This is a genomic window from Pararhodobacter sp. CCB-MM2, assembly GCF_001691415.1.
Classification (GTDB): domain Bacteria; phylum Pseudomonadota; class Alphaproteobacteria; order Rhodobacterales; family Rhodobacteraceae; genus Pararhodobacter.
Window position 1 is genome coordinate 34752 of the sequence record NZ_LRRR01000006.1, and the last position, 16747, is coordinate 51498.

15 protein-coding genes are annotated in these 16747 nt (G+C 67.9%); 8 read left to right on the forward strand and 7 right to left on the reverse strand.

Going from position 1 to position 16747, the window contains the following annotated elements; all coding sequences use genetic code 11:
* Window positions 1-5 precede the first annotated feature (5 nt).
* On the forward strand, window positions 6-1709 hold the full coding sequence (locus BCY78_RS08645) for an iron ABC transporter permease (RefSeq protein ID WP_068300406.1): 1704 nt from the start codon (window positions 6-8) through the stop codon (window positions 1707-1709).
* A gap of 170 nt (window positions 1710-1879) precedes the next feature.
* On the opposite strand, the gene BCY78_RS08650 is transcribed toward BCY78_RS08645, so the two are convergent.
* A complete protein-coding gene (locus BCY78_RS08650) occupies window positions 1880-2914 on the reverse strand; it encodes an ABC transporter ATP-binding protein (protein WP_068300407.1) in 1035 nt (344 codons plus the stop codon).
* Window positions 2915-3136: 222 nt separating this feature from the next.
* Between BCY78_RS08650 and BCY78_RS08655 the strand changes: the two genes are divergently transcribed.
* From BCY78_RS08655 to BCY78_RS08675, 5 genes are all read left to right on the forward strand, one after another.
* The gene (locus tag BCY78_RS08655; protein ID WP_068300408.1) at window positions 3137-4258 is read left to right on the forward strand and encodes an extracellular solute-binding protein; all 1122 of its coding nucleotides are present in this window, start codon (window positions 3137-3139) and stop codon (window positions 4256-4258) included.
* A 105-nt stretch (window positions 4259-4363) separates the two neighbouring features.
* Window positions 4364-5470 (forward strand): ABC transporter ATP-binding protein, encoded by a 1107-nt coding sequence (locus BCY78_RS08660; protein WP_068300412.1) that lies wholly within the window; start codon window positions 4364-4366, stop codon window positions 5468-5470.
* Entirely contained in the window at window positions 5467-6882 is a 1416-nt protein-coding gene (locus BCY78_RS08665) for an ABC transporter permease subunit (protein WP_068300414.1), read from the forward strand. Before BCY78_RS08660 ends, BCY78_RS08665 begins: the two co-directional genes overlap by 4 nt.
* Entirely contained in the window at window positions 6879-7709 is an 831-nt protein-coding gene (locus BCY78_RS08670) for an ABC transporter permease (RefSeq protein WP_068300415.1), read from the forward strand. Before BCY78_RS08665 ends, BCY78_RS08670 begins: the two co-directional genes overlap by 4 nt.
* Window positions 7706-8398 (forward strand): hypothetical protein, encoded by a 693-nt coding sequence (locus BCY78_RS08675; RefSeq protein ID WP_068300417.1) that lies wholly within the window; start codon window positions 7706-7708, stop codon window positions 8396-8398. The genes BCY78_RS08670 and BCY78_RS08675 overlap by 4 nt, the downstream gene beginning before the upstream one ends.
* On the opposite strand, the gene BCY78_RS08680 is transcribed toward BCY78_RS08675, so the two are convergent.
* Window positions 8386-8934 carry a hypothetical protein gene (locus BCY78_RS08680; RefSeq protein WP_068300418.1) on the reverse strand — a complete coding sequence of 183 codons (549 nt, stop codon included), beginning with the start codon at window positions 8932-8934 and terminating at the stop codon, window positions 8386-8388. The two genes, BCY78_RS08675 and BCY78_RS08680, sit on opposite strands and share 13 nt — an antisense overlap.
* An 84-nt stretch (window positions 8935-9018) precedes the next feature.
* On the opposite strand from BCY78_RS08680, the gene BCY78_RS08685 reads away from it, so the two are divergent.
* On the forward strand, window positions 9019-9936 hold the full coding sequence (locus BCY78_RS08685) for a CehA/McbA family metallohydrolase (protein ID WP_068300419.1): 918 nt from the start codon (window positions 9019-9021) through the stop codon (window positions 9934-9936).
* Window positions 9937-9957: 21 nt separating this feature from the next.
* Here the strand turns inward: BCY78_RS08685 and BCY78_RS08690 are convergent, their stop codons facing one another.
* From BCY78_RS08690 to BCY78_RS08710, 5 genes are all read right to left on the reverse strand, one after another.
* The gene (locus tag BCY78_RS08690; protein WP_068300420.1) at window positions 9958-11271 is read right to left on the reverse strand and encodes a TRAP transporter large permease; all 1314 of its coding nucleotides are present in this window, start codon (window positions 11269-11271) and stop codon (window positions 9958-9960) included.
* Between the two features lies 1 nt (window position 11272).
* Complete coding sequence (locus BCY78_RS08695) at window positions 11273-11797, reverse strand: TRAP transporter small permease (RefSeq protein ID WP_083194916.1); 525 nt, start codon at window positions 11795-11797, stop codon at window positions 11273-11275.
* A gap of 157 nt (window positions 11798-11954) precedes the next feature.
* Entirely contained in the window at window positions 11955-13064 is a 1110-nt protein-coding gene (locus BCY78_RS08700) for a hypothetical protein (RefSeq protein WP_068300422.1), read from the reverse strand.
* A gap of 107 nt (window positions 13065-13171) precedes the next feature.
* Entirely contained in the window at window positions 13172-14383 is a 1212-nt protein-coding gene (locus BCY78_RS08705) for a cytochrome P450 (protein ID WP_068300423.1), read from the reverse strand.
* A 100-nt stretch (window positions 14384-14483) separates the two neighbouring features.
* Window positions 14484-16154, reverse strand: coding sequence for a dihydroxyacetone kinase family protein (locus BCY78_RS08710; RefSeq protein WP_068300425.1), 1671 nt, complete (start codon window positions 16152-16154; stop codon window positions 14484-14486).
* A 69-nt stretch (window positions 16155-16223) separates the two neighbouring features.
* Here BCY78_RS08710 and BCY78_RS08715 point away from each other — a divergent pair, with 69 nt between their 5' ends.
* A complete protein-coding gene (locus tag BCY78_RS08715; protein ID WP_068300426.1) occupies window positions 16224-16727 on the forward strand; it encodes a MarR family winged helix-turn-helix transcriptional regulator in 504 nt (167 codons plus the stop codon).
* The last annotated feature ends 20 nt before the right edge of the window (window positions 16728-16747 follow it).

Sequence of the window (16747 nt, forward strand, 5' to 3'; positions counted from 1 at the left end):
GACGCATGCGGTTTCGCCTCAAAGGCGGCGAGGGCCTGACCCTCGCCGCGCTTTTCCTTTTCGCGCTGGTGCTGATGGTGGTGCCGCTGGTCCTGCTTTTGCGCATGGGCCTGCTGGCCGAGGGCCACCCCTCACTGGCGCCGATCCTCACCGCGCTGGACAGCCGCTCCGTCCCCCGCGCCCTGTGGCATTCCTTGGAGAGCGCCGGGGCCTCGGCGCTGTTGTCGCTACTCGCGGGCACGTTGGTGGCGCTGCTGGTGGGGCTGACCGATTTGCGCGGCAAGGCGGTCTTCACCTTCCTCACGCTGATCCCGATGATGATCCCGCCGCATGTGACGGCCATCGCCTGGACGCAGGCCATGGGCCCGTCCTCGCCTTTGCTGGGGATGTTGGGCCTCGCGCCCGCCCCCGGCTCGCCGCATCCGCTTTACGGGCGGGGCGGGGTGATCGCGCTGCTCGCGGTGCAGCATATGCCTTTGGTGTTCCTCGTCGTGCTGGCCGCCCTGCGCTCGCTCCCGCGCGAGATGGCCGAGGCCGCGCGGATGGCCGGTGCCGGCCCGCTGCGCCTGCTTCTGAAGATCATCCTGCCGCTGCTGATCCCCAGCCTTCTGGCCGCGCTGACGCTGGCCTTCGTCTCGGCATTGGGGAATTTCGGCATCCCGGCGCTCTTGGGCATTCCGGGGCGTTACATCACCCTGCCCGTACTGATCTGGCAGCGGCTCTCCAGCTTCGGCCCCTCGATGCTGGCCGATGTCGCGGTCCTTTCGGCACTGATGGCGCTGATTGCCGTGGCGGTGGTGGCGGTGCAGATGGGCCTCTCGTCGCGCAACCGCGCCGCACTGATCGGCCCGGCACAGGCGCCCTTGCACCTGCGGCTGGGCCGCGCCCGGCCCTTGGCCGAGGGCGCGCTGGTGCTGATGGTCGCGGTGACTTTGGCCCTGCCGATGGCCGCGTTGTTCGGCACGGCCTTGGTGCCGACCTATGGCGTGGGGCTCAGTCTGCAGACCCTGACGCTGGACAATTTCCGCGCCGTGCTCTTCGAGCAATCGGTGACCGCGCGGGCCTTCCTCAACTCGACCCTCGCCGCCGGGATCGCCGCCTTGATGCTGGCCGGCGCGGGCCTTCTGGTCGCGCGTTTCCTCACCGGCCCCAAGCGGGGCGCGCGGCGCTTTGCGACCGGGATCGCGGGGCTCGCGGAGACGACCTATGCCATCCCCGGCCTCGTCATCTCGATCGCCTTCATCCTGACCTTCCTGCGCCCGCTGCCGATCCTCGGACTGTCGCTTTACAACACGTTGGCGATCATCGTGCTGGCCTATCTCTGCGCCTTCTTCGCCGTCGCGCTGAAACCCGTCGCTGCGGCGGCATTGCAGTTGGACCCGGCCTTGGACGAGGCCGCCCGGGTCTCGGGGGCGGGCTGGGGACGGCGGACGCGGCGGATCTTCCTGCCGCTCGTGGCCCCCGCCGCCGGATCGGGCGCGATCTTGGTGTTCCTGACGGCGTATAACGAGGTCACCGTCTCGGCCCTGCTCTGGTCGACGGGGACCGAGACCATCGGCACCGTGATCTACAATTACGAATACGGTGGCTACACGACCCTCGCGGCGGCGATGGCGGCAGTGACGGTGCTGGCAACGGTGGCGTTGATGGTGCTGCTGGACCGCTTCGGGCGGCATCTGCCGCGCGGTGTCGTGCCGTGGAGGATCTAAGAACGGAGGGCCGCGCCCGACCCGAGGGTGGGCGTTTGGCACGATGAAAGCTTGGTGCTTTATCGCCCCACGAACCTCCGGCGGCTGATCTTTCCGCGACGTTGCAAAGCGCCCGCCCTGGGGGCGGGTCGGGCGCGGCCCGGGCTGGTCGCCCGCGCCAAGGGAAGGCGTCAGCCCGGCAGCAACCACCCGCCGCGCACGGCCAGCGACAGGCCCTCACCCGCCCGGACCGGGCGGTTCAGATGCAGCGTGAAGGGATCGACAAGACCCTCGACCGCGACCTTCGCCTCCCAATGCCCGCCCCGATACAAAGCGGCGGTGACGCGGCCCGCGTGGCATTCCTCCAGCCCCTCGGCCCCCGGCACCAGATCGGCGGGGCGGAACAGTGCCTCGCGCGGACCCGAGGCCGCCTCCATCCCGCGCAAGGCCACCCGCCGCCCGGCCAGCCGCGCGACCCCGCCCTGAATTGTCACCGGCTGCACCACGCCCTGCCCGATGAAGCGCGCGACCTCGGCCGAGGCCGGGCGCTCGTAGATCTCGGCCGGGGTGCCGACCTGCAGGAAGCGCCCGGCGCTCATCACCGCCATGCGGTCGGCGACGGCCATCGCCTCGCGTTGGTCATGGGTGATGTAGACCGTTGTCGCCCCGGTGGCGCGGTGGAAACCCAGCAGTTCCTCCTCCATCACCTCGCGCAGATGCGGGTCGAGGTTGGCGAGGGGTTCGTCCATCAGGATCGTCTCGGCCTCCTGCGCGAGGCAGCGCGCCAAGGCCACCCGCTGCCGCTGCCCGCCGGACAGCTCGGCCGGCTTGCGCTCGGCGAAATCGCCCAGCGCCACGGTGTCGAGATGCGCATCGGCCCGGCGCGCGGCCTCGGCGCGGGAATGGCCGGCGGTCTCGGCCGGGAAGGCGACATTGCCGCGCACGCTCAGATGGGGCCAGAGGGCATAGGACTGGAAGACGAAGCCCGTGCGCCGTTCCTCGGGAGGTTGATGCAGACCCGCGCCCGCCGCCGGAACCCCGCCCAAGGCGATCTCGCCCGCGTCCAGCTCCTCCAATCCCGCGATCAGCCGCAGGATCGTCGACTTGCCGCAGCCCGAGGCCCCCACGATGGCGAAGAACTCGCCGCGTTCGATCTCGGCGCTGACCCCGTCGACGGCGGGCTTGCCGGCGAAGGACTTGGTCAGGTTGCGCAGGGAAATGGACATGGCGGGACCTCAGAGCACGGAATCCGCTCTGCCTAAGGGTGAATGGTGACTCTGCCATGACAGCGGGACACAAAGTCGCGTGTCCTCACGCACAGGCGCACAAGGCCCTGCGATCAAGGGCTGTTACCGAAGTTTCATCAACTCGGCACTCAAGTGTCATGCGGCCTCGTTAGCGCGATCACGACGCCCCCGGAGCGGGGTTTTCGCCAACAGAGGTTTCCCATGTCCTTTTCCCGCCGTTCGCTTCTGAAACTGTCCTCGGCCGCGCTGGCCGCGCCGATGATCCTGCGCGCCACCGATGCGCTGGCCACTTCGGGCACCGTCAAGGTCTTGGCCTGGCAGGACTACATCCAGCCCAATATCGCCGAGCGTTTCGAAGCCGAGACCGGCATCACGCTGGACCTGACCACCTTCGGCTCGAACGACGAGGCGGAATCGACCATCCGTTCGGCTGGCGGTCGTGGCTTCGACATCGTCTTCCCGTCGATCACCAACGTCCCGAACTACATCGACGAGAACGGCGAGAGCTATTTCGCCGAAGTCCCCGCCGAGGTGAACTCGGGCAACGTGATCCCGTCCTTCCTGCGTGACTCGGCCGGTCTGGGCGGCATGCATAACGGCCAGCAGATCGTCCTGCCCTTCGACTGGGGCACCGAGGGCATCACCCTGAACCGTGGCGCGCTGCCGATCGCCGATGCCGACCTGTCCTATGGCGATCTGTTCCGTGACGAGACCATCGGCAAAGCCGCCTTCCGCCAGAAATCGGCGATCATGGGCGTCGGCCTCTACCTCGACTCGATCGGCGAAGTGCCGTCGAATCGCATGATGGATGTTTACCGCACCGAAGACGACGCCCGCCGCGTCTGGGGGGCCATCGTCGAGTGGATGGTCGCCCGCAAGGAGCATTTCGGCGCCTTCTGGAACAACGCCACCGAAGCCACCTCGGCCTTCTCGGAAGGCGGCTGCATCATCGGTCAGACCTGGGACACCACCGGCCTGCTGCTGAACCGCGACAATGCCGACTATGTCTACCGCGCGCCGAAGGAAGGCATTATCACCTGGCTCGACAGCTTCGGCATGCTGAAGCAGGCCGAGAACCGCGAGCAGGCCATCGCCCTGATGAACTTCCTGCTGCAACCGGAAATCGGCGGCATGTTCGCCAACAACACCGGCTACAACTCGGCCGTCGCGGGTGCCGCCGACTTCGCCTCGGACGAGTTCCGCCGTCAGTTCAACGAGGTCTACACCGCGGACGTGCTGAACAACATGTGGTGGTGGCAGGCCGACACGCCCTTCTTCGCGCCGATCCGCGACGAGATGGTCGAGATCATCACCAACGCCTGACCCGGCGATCGGACGCTTCCGGCCCGGTGCCGGGGGCGTCCCCCTCTCTCACCATGACAGGGGTGCGCCGCCATCGCGCCCCTTTCCCGCATTCCCCGAGGTCCCATGCAGGGCAATGAAGTCACGCTCGACGGGCTGACCGTCACCTATCCCAACGGCTTCACCGCCGTTCACCCGACCGACTTGACGATCCGTGCGGGCGAGTTCTTCTCCATCCTCGGGCCCTCGGGCTGCGGCAAGACGACGATCCTGCGCACCGTCTCGGGCTTCGTGCAGCCCAGCGCCGGCAAGGTTCTGATCGGCGGGCAGGATATGGGGAGCAAGGCCCCGAATGCGCGGCCGACGGCGCTGATCTTCCAGAACCTCGCGCTGTTCCCGCTGATGAGCGTGCGCGAGAACGTGGCCTTCGGATTGGAGGCGCGCGGCGTGGGGAAGCGGGAGCGCCTGAACCGCGCGGATGAGTTGCTGGACCTCGTGGCCTTGGGCGACCAAGGCAGCAAGAAACCCGGTGAATTGTCCGGTGGCCAACGCCAGCGGGTCGCCATTGCCCGCGCGCTGGCGGTGGAGCCGGCGGTCTTGCTGCTGGACGAACCGCTATCCGCGCTGGACCTGAAGCTGCGCCAGCACATGCGCGAGGAATTGCGGTCGATCCAGAAGAAGACCGGCGTGACCTTCCTCTACATCACCCATGATCAATCCGAGGCGCTGACCATGTCGGACCGCGTCGCGGTGATGAACGAGGGCCGCATCGAGCAGGTCGGCACCGGCGACGAGATCTATTCCAACCCCAAGACCGCCTTCGCCGCGACCTTTGTCGGTGAGGTCAACGCGATCCCCGGCACGATCCGCGCCGTCGATGGCGGGCTGGTGCAGATCGAGACCGCCCTCGGCTCGTTCAGCGCCGAAAACCCACAAGCCATGGGTGTGGGCGAGGCCTGCCTGCTGTTCATCCGCCCCGAACGCCTGCAGATCACCCCCGATCCGCATTGCGTGAACCGCTTCCCCGCCCGTCTGCAACGCCGCGACATGGAGGGGGCTTTCGTCACCTACCACCTGCAGGCCATGGCCAATGGTCAGCCGCTGCTGGCCCAGCGCGTCAACACCGGCCCGCAGCCCATCGCCGGCGAGACCACGGTCGGGTTCGAACCCTCGGCCGCTTCGGTGCTGCCGGTGGGCAAGCTGGCCAAGACCGGGCGGGAACAGGCAGCATGAGGGACCTGCTTCGCAGCTTCGGCCTGCCGCTGACCGCGCTGTTTGCCACGCTGGTCGTGGCCTGGGGGCTGGTGCTGATCATCCTGCCGCAGGTCACCATGGCCGAGCGTGCCCTGACCCCGCCGTCGCGCGCCTTGGACAGCTCGATTGCCGCGACCCTGCGCTTCGACGCCTCGACCTGCCGGTCGGTGCTGGAAACCAACCGCGCCAGCGACACGGCCCCCGCCCCCAGCGGCGGTCTGGCGATCCCCTCCATCGCCATCCCCTCGCCCAACACGGCGCCCGCCCCCTCGCCCAGTGCGGGCGGCATGGCAATCCCATCGATGAACAGCGGCGGCGCGCGCAGCGCCGTGCGGCCCTACATCCTGCAATGCGACCGCGCCACGACCCATACCCGGCTGGTGCGCAGCGACGGCGAGGTCGCGTGGCTCGACGAGGTCTACGACCTGCCCCTTCTAAGCGTCGACGACACCGCCCCGCTGGAGGCGCAGATCGATCAGGCCGGCGCGCTCTACGACCTTGCGATCGACCTGCAAGCCCGGCTGCAAGCGCTCGAAGCCAATGCCCCCGCCTTTACGCTGGACAACTTCCGCGCCCTGACCGCCGCCCGCGCGATCCCGATGTCCGACAGCATGCGCGCTGCCGATGACGCCAGCCTGCTGAGCCAGCTGCAAACGCTGGTCGGCCTGCGCTTTGTGCAGGACGACACGGTCCACCTGCGGCTGGGTCTTGCGAACCTCGCCCGGACGCTGGTCTTCGCGGTGATGGTGACGATGCTCGCCTTGGCGATCTGCTATCCGGTCGCCTACAAGGTCGCGCTGGCCACTCCGCCCGCGCAGGTCGTCTGGCTGGTGCTGGGCCTCGTGATCCCCTACGCCATCGTCGAGCTGATGCGGATCTATGCCTGGACGACGATCCTCGACAATCGCGGCCTGATCAACTCGGCGCTGATGGCCACAGGCCTGATCGACGAGCCCGTGCGCTTCACCCGCATGCCCGGCACGGTCTTTCTGGTGATCGCCTATACCTATGTGCTGTTCATGGTCTTCCCGATGCTGAACACCATGTCCACGCTGGACCGCAACCAGCTGGAAGCCGCGCGCGACCTCGGTGCCAGCCCCTGGCGGATGCATTGGCGCGTGGTCATCCCGCATGCAAAGCCCGGCATCGCGGTCGGCTGCATCGCCACCTTCATGCTGGCCGCCGGTGCCTTCTCGGTGCCGCGGATCATCAGCCGGGGCCTGCAGGCCGAATGGTTCAGCCAGACGATCTACAACAAGTTCTTCGAATCCGAGAACTCGAATGTCGGCGCGGCCTATTCCTTCGCCTACACCTTGGTCTGCGTCCTGATCGTGGCCCTGTTCATGGCGCTGATGCGCACCCGCCTCAAGGATTTCGCGAGAGCCCGATGACCTCCCAGCGCCTTCTGACCGCCTATACCTGGGCCTTCCTCGTCTTCATGTTCGCGCCGCTGGTGCTGATGATCCTGGCCTCGTTCAACGACACCTCGCCACCCAGCGTCACCGATTGGCAGGGCTTCACCACCAAGTGGTACGAGTTCTTCTGGATGCCGGTCGAGCAACTCCGCGCCGATCCTGTGCTGCGCGCGCTGGACCGTGACCGGTTCCTCATGTGCTTCGGCAATTCCCTCTCCGTCGCGGGGATGGTGGTGCCGCTCTCGCTGGCTCTGGGGCTCGCGGGTGCGGTGATGCTGACCCGCTGGCAATCGCGCTTCAACTCGGTGCTGTGGTGGGTGCTGCTTTCGCCGATGCTGGCGCCGGGGATCGTGCTGGGCCTGTCCACGCTGGTCTTCTGGGGCCGGGTCGGCGTGCCGGGGGGCCTGTTTACCATCGTCATGGCGCAGGTGACCTTCGTCGCCGGCTACCCGATGCTGATCCTCATGGCCCGCCTGCAACGCCAGCCGATCGAGATGGAGGAAGCCGCGCTTGACCTCGGCGCCTCGCCCTGGCGGACCTTCCGGCGGATCACCCTGCCGTTTCTGGCCCCGGCTTTGTTCTCCTCGGGCGTCATCGCCTTCCTGGCTTCGATGGAGAATTACAACACGACCATGTTCGCCAAGGGCAGTGCCTGCACCTTCGCGACCGAGATCGGCGCCATGGCCCGCAATCCCAACGGCCACCCGCCGGTGATCAACGCGGTCGGCACGGTGATCATCCTGTTGACCGTCGCCTTCGCCTTGGGCCATGCCCTGTTGCAACGAAAGGAACGCGCCCTGTGATCACGGCCCGCTGCCATCCCGCGCTGAAGGACCTGCTGCCGCCGCCCGTGCCGGCGGGGCGGGCCCTGCCGGGCTGGCTGCGCGAGATGCCTGCTGAGGTCGAGAGTCCCAGCCTCGGCGGGGCGATGGTGCGGACGCTGAAGCATTGCCCGCCCTTCATCGACGCGCTGGCTCTGGGGGTGATCATCCCCCTGCCCTGCGACCTGATCCGTGACGAGGACGGCCTCAGCTGGGACTGGGAGTTTCCCGCGATCCCGGATGCGCCGATCACCCGCGCGCCCTTGGGTCTGCATGTGCCCGAGCAGGCCAAGGGCGCGCCCCTGCCGCTGGACGGGCAAGTGGCGATCAAGTTCACCAACTACTGGACGCTCGAGGCGCCCGAGGGCTGGGACCTGCTCTTCACCCATCCGCTGAACCGCGCCGATCTGCCGTTCCAGACCCTCTCGGGTGTCGTCAGCGGCGACAAGTTCACCCATGGCTATGTGCATTTCCCGGCGCTCTGGACCGATCCCGGCTTCCGGGGCGTCTTGCCGAAGGGCACCCCCGTCGCGCAGGTGATCCCCGTTCCGCGCGCGCAGCCCGGCCTGACGGTCGAGGCGATGAGCGAGGCCGATATCGACGAGAGCCGCGCGGTGCAGGAAGCCCTGCAGGCCGAGCCCGGCGTCTACCGCAAACGCTATCGCGCCTGAGGCAGTCGGAGGGGCAGATGCCCTTTTGCCGTCCGGGTCAGCGCCTTCAAGGCCTCGGGTCGCTCGGAAGCACGGGATAGCAGATCCGCCCGTTGGGCCGAGGTGTCAGAACCCGTCTCGCAGGCCACACGATAGGCCATCGCCCGAGTCTCGGCCGTCTGGGGCAATTGCGCCAGCGCCGCGCCGCAGCCCGCCCAATCCCCCAACCGCAGCCGCAACCGTGCGAGGTTCAGCCAGGCATCCGCCGCCGGTTTCAACGCCACCGAATGCGCGAAAGCCGCCTCGGCCCCGGCGAAATCCGTGACCATCAACGCCCGCCCCAGCTCGAACCAGCCATCCGCATGCCGCGGCTCCTGCGCCACACAACGCCGGAGCCATTCGACCCCGTCCTTCCCCTGCAACTCCAGCACCTTGGCTAGGTTGTAGGCCAAGGCCGCAGGCGCCTTGGGATCAATCAACGCGCGGCGCAGCAGGGCTTCGGCACCGGCCCAATCCTGGCGGGACAGCAGATGCGGGAGGCGGGAAAGGTCGGACATGCGGCGCGCCTAGCAGCGTAAGATGACATTCAGGCGTCACATGAACCTGCGAGGGGACAGAAAACGCAAGCCCGGACCCTTCCCATGAATGATGCCTTCACCGCCCCCGGCCGCTTTTGGCGCGGCAATCTGCACACCCATTCCAACCGCTCGGACGGCGCGCTGGAACCCGAGGAAGTTTGCCGCCGCTACAAGGCCGAGGGCTATGATTTCATCGCCCTGACCGACCATTTCATCGGTGCCTATGGCTATCCGATTATCGACACGAAACCCTTCCGCGACAATGCCTTCACCACCATCCTCGGGGCCGAGTTGCATTCCGGCGCGATGCAGAATGGCGAGCTGTGGCATGTCCTCGCCGTCGGCCTGCCCGAGGATTTCACCCCACCCCATGCCCCCGGCTTCCACCCGGTCGAGGGGCAGGAGAGCGGCCCCGAACTGGCCCGCCGCGCGCGCGAGGCCGGCGCCTTCGTCGCCATCGCCCATCCGCAATGGTCCGGCCTGACGCTGGCGGATGCCCGCTCGATCGACGCCGCGCATGCGGTCGAGATCTACAACCACGGCTGCGCCACCGGGGCCGATCGCGCCGATGGCTGGTCGGTGATGGACCTGCTCCTGTCCGAGGGCCGGCACCTCACCGCCATCGCCACCGATGACGCGCATTTCACCGAGCCCGACCATTTCGGCGGCTGGGTCATGGTGAAGGCCGAGGAGAACACCCCCGAGGCCCTGCTGCAGGCGCTGAAGGACGGGCATTTCTATGCCTCGACCGGACCGCAGATCCACGGGATCGAGATCGAGGGCGAGACCCTCCGCGTCGCCTCCTCCGCCGCCGTCTCGGTCATCGTTCAGGGCCAGGGCTCGGCCGCCGTCGCGCGGCACGGGCACTCGATGACCCGTGCCGAGATCCCGCTCGAACGCTTCGCCAAGTCGCCCTGGCTGCGGGTGACGGTGATCGACGCGGCCGGCAAGCGCGCGTGGAGCAATCCGATCTGGCGCTGACGCCGCGGTCCTCGCCCGGCCTCAGCGCATGAGGTCGGGCAGGAACAGGGTGATCTGCGGGAAACCGATCAGCAGCGCCATCACCACCACCTCGGCAGCAAGGAACCACAGCACGCCGCGGTAGATGGTCCAGATCGGCACCTGCGGCGTCACGGATTTCACCACGAAGACGTTCATCCCCAAGGGCGGGGTGATCATGCCGATCTCGACATATTTCACCACGATGATCCCGAACCAGATCAGGTCGAGCCCCAGCGCCTTCATCATCGGCAGGAACACCGGCAGGGTGATCAGCATGATGCCCAGCGGATCGAGGAACATCCCGAGGATCAGGAAGATCCCCGAGATCGCCAGGATCACCAGCAGCGGATCACCGGCATAGCCACCGACCATATCCGCCAGCATCTGCGACACACCGGTCAGGGCCAGCAGGCGCGTGTACATCACCGCCCCCATGCCGACGAAGAAGATCTGCGCCGTGCCCGACATGGATTCGCGCAAAGCCTCGGTGAAGGTCGCGACCGAGATCCGGCGTTGCAGGATGGCGATCAGAAGGGCCAGCGCCGCGCCGGTCGCACCGGCTTCGGTCGGGGTGACGATGCCGCCATAAAGCCCGCCGATGATCCCGAGGATCAGCACCGTGACCGGCCAGACCTCGCGCAGGGACGCCATGCGGTCGGCCTTCAGCGTGGCCAGTTCCTCGTCCGCAAGCTTCGGCGCCAGCGCGGGGTTCAGTTTGCAGCGGATGACGATCAGCGCGACATAGGCCACCGCGGTCAGCAGCCCCGGCACGATACCGGCGATCAGAAGGCGCGAGATCGAGACCTCGGCGAACACGCCATAGAGCACCAGCATGATCGACGGCGGGATCAGCGCGGCCAGCGTCCCGGCCGAGGCAACGACGCCGGTGGCCAGCGCCTTGTCGTAACCGTTGCGCAGCATCTCGGGGATGGCCAGCCGGCCCATCGCGGCGGACGAGGCCAACGACGAGCCACAGGCCGCGGCAAAGCCGACCGACGCCATATTCGCGGCGACGGCCAGCCCGCCGGGCAGCGCGCTGAACCACAACCGAGCAGCGCGAAACAGCGCCGAGGAGATCCCGGAATGGTTGGCAATCGCGCCCATCAGCAAGAACATCGGGATCGCGGTCAGATCCCAGCTGGCAGCAAAGGCAAAGGGGGTTTCGCGCAGGATCGACCAGGCGATGTTGAAGTTGCGCACATAGGCGAGGCCGAGGATCGACACCACGCCCAGCGCAACGCCGATCGGCACGCGCAGCGCGATCAGGGCCAGCATGCAGGCGAGGGTGATCAGGCCGAAGCTTAGGGGATCCATGTCAGGCCTTCTCGTTCGCGGGGACGCCGGTGATCGGGTTGGTGTTGGTCAGCCGGGCCAGCAGCCGGAAGATCATCGTCAGCACCATCGCGGCGCCGGCGACGGGCAGCACCCAGCGCATCGGCCAGACGGGCAGGAAGCCGCCAAGGATCTCCCAGACCTCGCCGCGGCTGGTACGCGACATCGCGGACAGCCAAGTCTGCCAGACGAAGGCCGAGACATAGGCGATGATCAGCAGGTCGGTCAGCACGCCGATCACGAACCGCGCCGCGCGCGGCAGGGCGCTGACGAAGATGTCGGCGGTGACATGCTCGTCGCGCAGGGTGACCCAGGCCAGCGGCAGGAAGGCCACGGCGATCATGTAGTAGCTCGCGGTGATCTCGCCGGTGCCGGGCAGCGGGTGGTTGAACAGGGTGCGCGAGGCCACGTCCAGCGTGACATGCGCCATCATCAGGACGCCCGCGATCAGGGACAACGCAAAGAGCGCGTCGGCAAGGCGCGAGACGAGGCGGTGCAGGGCTTTCATGGCGGGCTCTGGCTATCGTTTCAGGCTGGCAGCAGCGGCAAGGGATCGGAACCGGGGGTCGCTTGCAAGACCCCCGGTTCGCGCCGGATCACGGCGGCGCGTCGGGCGGGGCCGGCCCAGAGGACCGGGCACCACCCTTCGCGCCGCGCGCTCCGCGTTACAGGCTCGAGGGATCGACCTGCGCGAAGACCTCGTCCCAGAGGCGCTGGGTCCAGGCTTCGATATCGGTGCCCAGTTCGGCCGAGACCGGGCGCCAACGATCGACCGCGGCGAGATAGGTCTCGATCAGCGCCTCGGGGTCGCTGACGCCCAGACGGGTGCCGACCTCGATCAGGCGGGCGCGGTCATGATCGGCAAAGCCTTCGACCATGGCGCGCAGATCGTCCGCCGGCTCGACCAGTTCGACGCCGTTGACCTCTTGCTGGTTCTCGAAGCTTTCCTGATCGCGCAGCACGTAGTTGCCGATCGTGTGCTTGGCGGTGATGAAGGCCGAGGCGTGCAGCAGCGCCGCCTGCTCGTCCGCCGACAGGCCGGTGAACAGGTCGTGGTTGATCAGGAAGCCCACGGCCGGCGCGGCGTTGCCCAGCGGCAGATCGGTGACGTATTTCGCGTATTCGCCGTAGCCATAGGTCTGCAGCCATTCGCGCGTGGCCATCAGGCAATCGAGGCCCCCGCGCTGCAGCAGGCCCACGGCCTCGGTCAGGGTCACGGACATCGGCGTGCCGCCGCCCAGCGTCGCCATCTCGCCGTAACCACCCGTCGCGCGGATGCGGCGGCCGGCCCTGTCAGCCAGCGAGGCGGGCGGCTCGGTGCACATCAGCCGGTACGAGGCCGAGGCGAAGCCGCCCAGCGGCAGCACGTTGTTCTCGCGCGCTTCCTCAAGGCATTCGGGGCAGTTGAGGAAGATCGTCTCGGCCGCCGCCGCGGCTGCGGCCATGGGGTCATCCCCCGGCACGACGATGGAATAGAGCAGCGTCAGGTTCGGCATGGCTTCCGGCGTGTAGACCGGGATCTGCAGGCCGCCCTGCATCAGGTCGTCGGTCACCGCCGCAAGCGTGCCCCGGCCATCGGCCAGCTGGCCACCGGCGATCAGCTCCCATTCCAGCGAGCCGCCGGTCGCTTCCGAGATCATCGCGAAGGCCTCGGGCAGCGTGTCGGTGTTCAGGTAATCGGACGCCGGCGGCCACGAGCCATAGATCGGCGTCTGCGCGCTGGCCGTCGTGGCCATCAGCGCCAAAGCGGCACCCAAAGTCAGGGTCTTGGTCATCATTTACTCCTCCCAGTAAATCGTGCCCTCGGGCACAGGCCAAAAGTCTGTCGGTCGTTCTGTCGGACCGGGCCTTGGGGGCCCAGCCCTGTGTATCGGCGCCTCCGTCAGGCGGGGGTCAGACGGGCCGGCAGGCTGTGGTAGCCGCGCAGCCAGTTGATGTAGACGCGCTCGGGCTCGGCGGTGAGCTCGATCCGGGCGACCTTGCGGGCCAAGGCACCCAGCACCGATTCCGCCTCCAACCGCGCGACCATCTGGCCGACGCAGCCATGGATGCCGGTGCCGAATGCCAGATGCCCGACAGTGCGGCGGGTGATGTCGTAGCTGTCCGGCCGGTCCCAACGCGCGGGATCGCGGTTGGCGGCAGCGAGCCACATCATCACCTTCTCCTCGCCGCCCAGTTGGACACCGGCCAGCTCGGTCGGGCCCGCCGTCGTGCGGCCGATCACCGGCGACGGCGCGAACCAGCGCAGCCCTTCCTCGAAGGCGGCACGGGCGCGGGTCGGATCCTCGCGCAGCAGGGCCCATTGATCGGGGTTGTCGACCAGCGCCTTGATGGCGATGCCGATGCCGAACACGGTCGTATCGATCCCCGCCGAGATGAAGGCCCGCACCAGCATGCCTGCGTCGTCGGTGCTGATCTCACCGCGATGCGCGGCGGCGTAGATCTCTTCGCCGAAGCCGCCGGGGATCAGGTTTGCCTCGGCCATCTGCGCGGCGACATATTCGAAGGTGCCCTGCTCCTCGACCACCTTGCGGGCCGCGGCATAGAGCGCGTTCTTCGGGCCCATCGCGTTGAAATTCAACGTGGAATAGGGCATCAGATGATGGCGTCCATCCGGTTGCAGGCCGACCGCGTCGGGCAGCACCTTGAACGGGAAGGCAAAGGCCAAATCGGCCGCCAGATCCACCTCGCCGCCGCGCTCCAGCAGGGCATCGACCATGCGCTCGGCCTCGGCCTTGAAGTCATCGGCCATCTTGCGCAGCGCGGCGGGCGACAACACGCGGGCAAGCACCTTGCGGTTGGGCGTGTGGATGGGGGGATCAGCCTCGAGGATCACCGAGGGTTTGCGCCACGGCTCTTCGCGCACGACATTGGTCAGACCCGTCCCGAAGGCCGAGGAGAAGCGGCGCCAATCCTCGAAGACCTCGCGCACGACAGCATCCTGCCCCGAGATCCAGAACCCATATTTCGGCACCCAGACGACAGGGCCCGCAGCGCGAATGGCGCGGTCCAGCTCGATCGGGTTGTCCATACTCTCGCGGCTGAACGGATCGATGTCCAATACCGGCCGGTCGAGCGCGTCAGTGACGGGCATGATGGCCTCCTCCTCTGCAGTCAGTTTAATTAGCAACCGATTTAATTTGCAAGCGAGTTGTATCCGCGGAAACGAAAAAACCCGCTTGCGATGGGTCAGCTCAGGCCTGCGCGGCGGCTTTCAGCCACAGCGACACGGCAACGGCGCCCGGATCGGGATGGCCGATCACCCGGTCCCCGACATAGCTGGAGCGCCCCCGACGCGGCTTCATCTGCTTGGTGGCCTCGGCACCCTTGGCGGCGGCCTCGGCGGCAGCGCTCAGACGGGTGGCAACGGTCCCGCCCTGCCCCATTGCCGCCAGCGCAGGCGCCAAGGCATCGACCATCGTGCGGTCGCCCAGCTCGGCCCCGCCCAAGCCGCAAAGCGCCGAAACGCCGCTGGCGAACGCGGCTTCCATTTGCGCGCCGGCATCGCCTGAGGTGTCGTCCAGCGCATTCGCCGCCCCGAAGGCGAGGATCGCATAGAGCGGACCCGAGGTCCCCCCGGTCGAGCGCCGCACCACCGCGCCGACATGCCGCCAGAAGGCCGCGCCGGACAGATGCGCCAGCGTCTCGCGCTCGGCCAGCAGCGCCTCGGCCCCGCCGGCCAGCGAGCGTCCGATATCGCCGTCGCCGACCACCTGATCCATGCGGGTGAGTTCGGGCTCGGCGGCGATCAGCGCCTCGCAGCCGGCGACCAGCGCGGCCATCACGGCGGGATCAGCGGTGCCATTGGCCTCAACCGGTGCAGCGGCGACGGGGGCCGGCAGGGTCATCCCCTGACGCAGGCCCGGCAGCACCCAGGCGGGCGCGCCAGCCGGAGCATCCAGCGCCGCAAGCCGGTCGTCGTCCAGCGCCATCAGCGACAGCGAGACGCCGGCCATGTCGATCGCGGTCAGGAAGGTGCCGGCCCAGACCCGCTCGACCTTCAGGCCCAGCGCGGCGCAGGCGGCCAGCGCGTCACCGGCCATGATCGACACCTCCATAGGCGGCGTGGAGCCGAGGTTGTTGACCAGAAGCGCCACCCGGTCGCCGGCCTTCAGTCTGCGGTCGCGGGCGATGGTGCCGATCAACTCCTCGGCCAGATGGGCGGCGGGACGGAGGTTGACGCGGCTGAGACCCGCCTCGCCGTGGATGCCGAGGCCAAGCTCGATCTCATTCTGCGCCAGCTCGAAATTCGGGGTGCCGGCGGCGGGGACGATGCAGGGGCTCAGCGCCACGCCCATCGAGCCGGTCGCCGCGACGGCCGCCTCGGCCCGCGCCTTGACCTCGGCCAAGGACAATCCGGCCTCGGCGGCGGCACCGGCGATCTTGTGCACCAGCACGGTGCCGGCGATGCCGCGGCGGCCCGCCGTCTTCTCGGCCGAGCCCAGCGCAGCATCGTCATCGACCACCAGCACCTCGCAGGCGATCCCCTCACCCTGCGCGATCTGCGCGGCGAGGCCGAAGTTCAGCCGGTCGCCGGTGTAGTTCTTGACAATCAGCAGCACCCCGCCCGGACCCGCCACCGCACGGATCCCCGTCAGCACCTGATCGGTCGAAGGCGAGGCGAACACATCGCCCGCCACCGCCGCCGTCAACAGCCCCTTGCCGACATAACCCGCATGCGCCGGCTCGTGCCCCGAACCACCGCCTGAGATCAGCGCAACCTTGCCCGCCCCGATCACCGCGTCCAGATCGGCGCGGACGACCACGGTGGTGCCCTCGATCAGGCGCAGGTTGTTCGACGTGTCGACCAGCCCGGCCAGCGCCTGGGGGACCACATCCTTCACCTCGTTGATGAGCTTCTTCATCGCGACCTCCCAGTCGGTTTGCAATTAAACGAGTTGCGTGTAAGACCGAAGATCAGGAGGAACCCCCCGATGTCCGAGCCCGAGCTGATCACCGAAGGCAACCTGTCCGTCCAGGCGGCGCGCTATGCGCCCTATTTCCTGTCGGTCATCAACAACCGGCTGTCGTGGGGCGCCTCGCAGGTTTACCTGCAGCTCTTCGATATCGGCCTGAACGAATGGCGCATTCTTTCGGCCCTGCGCAACGAGCCCGGCATCCAGGCCCTGCGCGTCGGCGAGATGGTGGCGATGAACAAATCGGTCGTCAGTCGCTCCACCCGCCGGCTGGAAGAGATGGGCCATGTCGTCGCTAAGCTGGATCGCACCAAGCGCCTGCTGTGGCTGAGCCGCTCGGGCGCCGAGTTGCACGACAAGATCTTCTCCATCGCCCTGCAACGGGAAACGGCCCTGCTCGATGGGTTCGACGCCGCCGAGCTGGACACGCTGTTCGCGATGCTGGAGCGGATGCGCGCCAATCTGGCCAAGGTCGATGCCGTGGACCGGGGCATGACCGGGCGCGAGCTGCTGCCCGAGTAACACCACCGGTTCGGCACCGG

What these genes read in the sequence shown, in the direction of transcription:
- BCY78_RS08645 (WP_068300406.1), top strand. Translation starts at nt 6, where the DNA reads ATGCGGTTTCGCCTCAAAGGCGGCGAGGGCCTGACCCTCGCCGCGCTT.
- BCY78_RS08650 (WP_068300407.1), bottom strand. Translation starts at nt 2,914, where the DNA reads ATGTCCATTTCCCTGCGCAACCTGACCAAGTCCTTCGCCGGCAAGCCC.
- BCY78_RS08655 (WP_068300408.1), top strand. Translation starts at nt 3,137, where the DNA reads ATGTCCTTTTCCCGCCGTTCGCTTCTGAAACTGTCCTCGGCCGCGCTG.
- BCY78_RS08660 (WP_068300412.1), top strand. Translation starts at nt 4,364, where the DNA reads ATGCAGGGCAATGAAGTCACGCTCGACGGGCTGACCGTCACCTATCCC.
- BCY78_RS08665 (WP_068300414.1), top strand. Translation starts at nt 5,467, where the DNA reads ATGAGGGACCTGCTTCGCAGCTTCGGCCTGCCGCTGACCGCGCTGTTT.
- BCY78_RS08670 (WP_068300415.1), top strand. Translation starts at nt 6,879, where the DNA reads ATGACCTCCCAGCGCCTTCTGACCGCCTATACCTGGGCCTTCCTCGTC.
- BCY78_RS08680 (WP_068300418.1), bottom strand. Translation starts at nt 8,934, where the DNA reads ATGTCCGACCTTTCCCGCCTCCCGCATCTGCTGTCCCGCCAGGATTGG.
- BCY78_RS08685 (WP_068300419.1), top strand. Translation starts at nt 9,019, where the DNA reads ATGAATGATGCCTTCACCGCCCCCGGCCGCTTTTGGCGCGGCAATCTG.
- BCY78_RS08690 (WP_068300420.1), bottom strand. Translation starts at nt 11,271, where the DNA reads ATGGATCCCCTAAGCTTCGGCCTGATCACCCTCGCCTGCATGCTGGCC.
- BCY78_RS08695 (WP_083194916.1), bottom strand. Translation starts at nt 11,797, where the DNA reads ATGAAAGCCCTGCACCGCCTCGTCTCGCGCCTTGCCGACGCGCTCTTT.
- BCY78_RS08700 (WP_068300422.1), bottom strand. Translation starts at nt 13,064, where the DNA reads ATGACCAAGACCCTGACTTTGGGTGCCGCTTTGGCGCTGATGGCCACG.
- BCY78_RS08705 (WP_068300423.1), bottom strand. Translation starts at nt 14,383, where the DNA reads ATGCCCGTCACTGACGCGCTCGACCGGCCGGTATTGGACATCGATCCG.
- BCY78_RS08710 (WP_068300425.1), bottom strand. Translation starts at nt 16,154, where the DNA reads ATGAAGAAGCTCATCAACGAGGTGAAGGATGTGGTCCCCCAGGCGCTG.
- BCY78_RS08715 (WP_068300426.1), top strand. Translation starts at nt 16,224, where the DNA reads ATGTCCGAGCCCGAGCTGATCACCGAAGGCAACCTGTCCGTCCAGGCG.